The 2,893-nt window shown below is 41.3% G+C and carries 4 protein-coding genes and 1 pseudogene; 2 read left to right on the top strand and 3 right to left on the bottom strand.

The window, feature by feature from the left end; genetic code table 11:
• Positions 1 to 207 (top strand): annotated as a pseudogene (locus tag ACESK1_RS12860) (gfo/Idh/MocA family oxidoreductase); the annotation flags it as partial.
• Between the two features lie 74 nt (positions 208 to 281).
• On the opposite strand, the gene trxB reads toward ACESK1_RS12860, so the two are convergent.
• Positions 282 to 1,274, bottom strand: a complete 993-nt coding sequence (gene trxB / locus ACESK1_RS12855; RefSeq protein ID WP_372920579.1) for a thioredoxin-disulfide reductase — start codon at positions 1,272 to 1,274, stop codon at positions 282 to 284.
• A gap of 173 nt (positions 1,275 to 1,447) precedes the next feature.
• Here trxB and ACESK1_RS12850 point away from each other — a divergent pair, with 173 nt between their 5' ends.
• Positions 1,448 to 2,080, top strand: a complete 633-nt coding sequence (locus tag ACESK1_RS12850; RefSeq protein WP_372920578.1) for a trimeric intracellular cation channel family protein — start codon at positions 1,448 to 1,450, stop codon at positions 2,078 to 2,080.
• Positions 2,081 to 2,128: 48 nt separating this feature from the next.
• Here the strand turns inward: ACESK1_RS12850 and ACESK1_RS12845 are convergent, their stop codons facing one another.
• Both ACESK1_RS12845 and ACESK1_RS12840 read right to left on the bottom strand, forming a co-directional pair.
• Complete coding sequence (locus ACESK1_RS12845) at positions 2,129 to 2,542, bottom strand: YeeE/YedE family protein (RefSeq protein ID WP_372920577.1); 414 nt, start codon at positions 2,540 to 2,542, stop codon at positions 2,129 to 2,131.
• Between the two features lie 9 nt (positions 2,543 to 2,551).
• The coding region (locus ACESK1_RS12840) for a YeeE/YedE family protein (protein WP_372920576.1) at positions 2,552 to 2,893 on the bottom strand (342 nt) is incomplete at its 5' end.

Here is a 2,893-nt window from a genome sequence, read left to right as displayed (position 1 = left end):
CCTTCCAGCCTAATCATCATTAGCGGCAAGGAGGAAACAGTACAGGAATTTGGTGTTGAAACCAATGGCTACAATTTCGAAGCAACCCATGTTCAGGAAATGCTGAAACAGGGACGTACAGAAAGCGATAAAATGAGCTTTGAAAAAAGCCTTCAACTTATTGATCTGCTGGATAAGGTTAGAGAAGAGATAGAGTTGGAATATTAGTTAGACCGGCGTAAAACAAAAAAGCTTCGGAATTGAATTTCCGAAGCTTTTTCTATTAAGTATGATCTATTTGTTTAAGCCTCCACTTTTTTAGTGGTTTTCACTTCTTCTCCTTCTTCGCTTTCAACCTCAGCAAGATAACGCTCAGCATCCAGGGCGGCCATACAACCTGTTCCGGCTGCGGTTACCGCCTGGCGATAGATCTTATCCTGAACATCTCCTGAAGCAAATACGCCGGGGATATTTGTTTTGGTAGATTTGGCTTTGGTAATTAAATAACCGGTCTCATCCATATCAAGTTCCCCTTTAAAGATATCGGTATTTGGTTTGTGACCAATAGCAATAAACATACCGGTGATCTTGATCTCCTCTTTTTCTCCGGTTTGGTTATTTATCATTCTAAGGCCTTCAACAACCTGGTCCCCCAATACTTCGTCAACCTCTGTGTTATAACGAAGATCGATATTCTTTGTACTGGTTACCCGGTGTTGCATAGCTTTTGAGGCACGCATCTGATCACCCCTTACCAGCATAGTTACTTTATTACAAATATTTGCCAGGTAGGTCGCTTCTTCAGCAGCGGTGTCTCCACCACCTACTATAGCTACGTCCTGCCCTTTGTAAAAGAATCCGTCGCAAACGGCACAAGCAGAAACCCCACCTCCACGCAGTCTTTGCTCGCTCGGCAAGCCAAGATATTTAGCGGTTGCACCGGTGGAAATAATGACAGTTTCAGCTTCCACCCAGGTAGCATTATCAACACAGGCACGGTGAATTCCACCTACTTTATCGCTAAATTCTACTTCAGTCACCATTCCTATTCTCACCTGCGTTCCAAAACGCTCTGCTTGTTTTTGAAGGTCTACCATCATCTGCGGTCCATCAATTCCATCGGGATATCCAGGGAAATTATCAACTTCTGTGGTAGTGGTTAACTGGCCTCCGGGTTCCATCCCTGTATACATAACAGGATGAAGATCGGCACGGGCGGCATAAATTGCTGCACTATAACCAGCAGGACCCGAACCTATAATAAGACATTTTATTCTTTCTATTTTATCGCTCATTTTATTTACAATTAATTGATATTATAAAGGTAGTAACTTTAATTAAAACCTTACTTTTTTATTGATTAAGTTTAATTATTCGCCCATAAATTGGAGCTTTTAAAATTCTAAAAAAATAACTGCTTCTCAAAATTTATTGTTCAAGATTCCTTTAAAAACATAACTTTGCCCGAATGGAGCTAAGTATTTTTAATATTCTTGACATCCTCGGGACCATTGCCTTCGCAATTTCAGGAGCGCTGGCCGCTATGGACCGTCGGCTGGACCTCTTCGGAATATTTATCGTCGCCTTTGTAACTGCCAGTGGCGGGGGAACCCTAAGAGATATTTTAATTGGTGATACCCCGGTGAATTGGATGCAAAACACTATTTACATCTACCTTATTGGCGTAGTTACCGTTTTAGCTATAATCTTCAGAAACAAGATCAATTACCTTAAAAAATCCCTCTTCCTTTTCGATACCATCGGCCTGGGGGTTTTTACCATTACCGGGGTGGAAATAGGAATAAGAAACGGACTAGACCCTATTATTTCCATTGCACTTGGCGCCATGACCGGAACCTTTGGCGGGGTGCTTCGGGATATCCTTTGTAATGAAATTCCCGTGATCTTCAGAAAAGAGATCTATGCCACTGCCTGCATTGTTGGCGGACTGGTTTTTGTGATAATGCATTCCCTTGGAGCACATCTGGATCTGATTTATATAACTACAGCCCTTATTATTATTGGGATCAGATTGGTAGTGGTCAAATATCAGATTTCCCTTCCCTATTACTATATTTCAGAAGACCGTAAAAGCCAATAAATAAAAAATCCCACCGGCAAGGGCGGGATTTTTAATATTTCTAAAACTTTAGTGAGGCAATTTGTCTCTTAAAAGTCCGTAAATGTAGGTTCCTATAAGGGCTCCCACAAATACTATTAAAATAGGAAGATAACCTGCACCAATAAGAGTGAAGATGGGACCGGGACATGCACCCGCAAGCGCCCAACCAAGTCCGAAAGCAAGTCCGCCATAAGCGTAACGACTAAAGCTCACATCCTTATCGTTGAAAACGATAGGCTCTCCGTCTATAGATTTTAATTTTTTCCTTTTAATGATCTGGACTCCAATAATTCCGAGAATTAAAGCTGATCCTATAATTCCATACATATGGAAAGACTGGAACTGGAACATCTCGTAAATCCTGAACCATGAAGCGGCTTCAGACTTAAACATTACTATTCCGAAAAATATTCCTATTAGTAAATATATAATTGATCTCATATTCTATGTTTAAAAGATTAATGGAAATAACAGGTGAATCATAATCAAGCCACCAACAAAGAAACCGATAACAGCGATAAGCGACGGCAACTGCAAGTTACTAAGACCTGAGATCGCGTGGCCTGAGGTACAACCTCCCCCATAACGGGCACCAAAACCAATTAGAATTCCACCAATAAGTAAAATTACCAGGGCTTTAATTCCCCCGATCGCTTCCCAGCTATAAAGCTCGGTAGGCAGGTATGCTTCACCGGCACTATCAAATCCAAGGCCTTCAAGAATGGCAATAGTATCAGGATTAATCGCTACAGAAGGATCTTCAGTTAGAACATTGGCACCAATAAAACCTCC

Origin of the sequence: Salegentibacter sp., assembly GCF_041642575.1 — a bacterium.
GTDB lineage: Bacteria > Bacteroidota > Bacteroidia > Flavobacteriales > Flavobacteriaceae > Salegentibacter.
Note: the sequence above shows the minus strand (reverse complement) of the source record. Positions and strands in the feature narration are given on the sequence as shown.